Genomic DNA, 729 nt, shown 5'->3' with positions numbered 1-729 from the left:
CCCTCGAAGCCGCCCGATGGGCGTGCGGGCGGCGCGACGATGAGATGGGATCAGATGCGCTCATTGCCTGGTTCTCCCTGTCTCAAAAAGCCCGCTCAGCGCGGCGGCATGCGCAGCGCGCCGTCGAGGCGGATGACCTCGCCGTTCAGCATGGTGTTCTCAAGGATGTGCCGCACCATGGCGGCATATTCCGCCGGCCGGCCGAGGCGGGGCGGGAACGGCACGGTCTTGCCGAGGCTGTCTTGAACATCCTGCGGCAGGCCGGCCATCATCGGCGTCTCGAAGATGCCCGGCGCGATGGTGACCACGCGCACGCCGAAGCGCGCCAATTCGCGCGCCGCCGGCAAGGTGAGCGCGGCGACGCCGCCCTTCGACGCCGCATAGGCCGCCTGGCCGATCTGCCCGTCATAGGCCGCGATGGAGGCGGTGTTGACGATCACGCCGCGCTCGCCCTCGGCGTCCGGCGCCTCCTTGACGATGGCGTCGGCGGCGAGGCGCAGCATGTTGAAGGTGCCGACGAGGTTGATGGCGACCGCGCGGGCGAAGCTGTCGAGCCGGTGCGGCCCCTCGCGCCCCACCACCTTCTCGCCGGGCGCGATGCCGGCGCAGTTGATAAGGCCGTGGACATGGCCGAACGCGTCGCGGGCGAGCGCCACCGCGGCGATGCCGTCGTCTTCGCTGGTCACGTCCGCGCGCTGGAAGCGGGCGGCCTCGCCCAGCTCGGCCGCG

The 729-nt window shown here is 71.6% G+C and carries 1 protein-coding gene; it reads right to left on the bottom strand.

The window, feature by feature from the left end; translation table 11 throughout:
• Positions 1 to 95: 95 nt before the first annotated feature.
• Positions 96 to 729, bottom strand: a 634-nt coding sequence (locus tag AC2W7M_RS26730; protein ID WP_486136232.1) for an SDR family NAD(P)-dependent oxidoreductase, incomplete at its 5' end; no start/stop codon positions are given.

The sequence above is a fragment of the Xanthobacter sp. BG11Y11_SDJG genome, from assembly GCF_057364445.1.
Note: the sequence above shows the minus strand (reverse complement) of the source record. Positions and strands in the feature narration are given on the sequence as shown.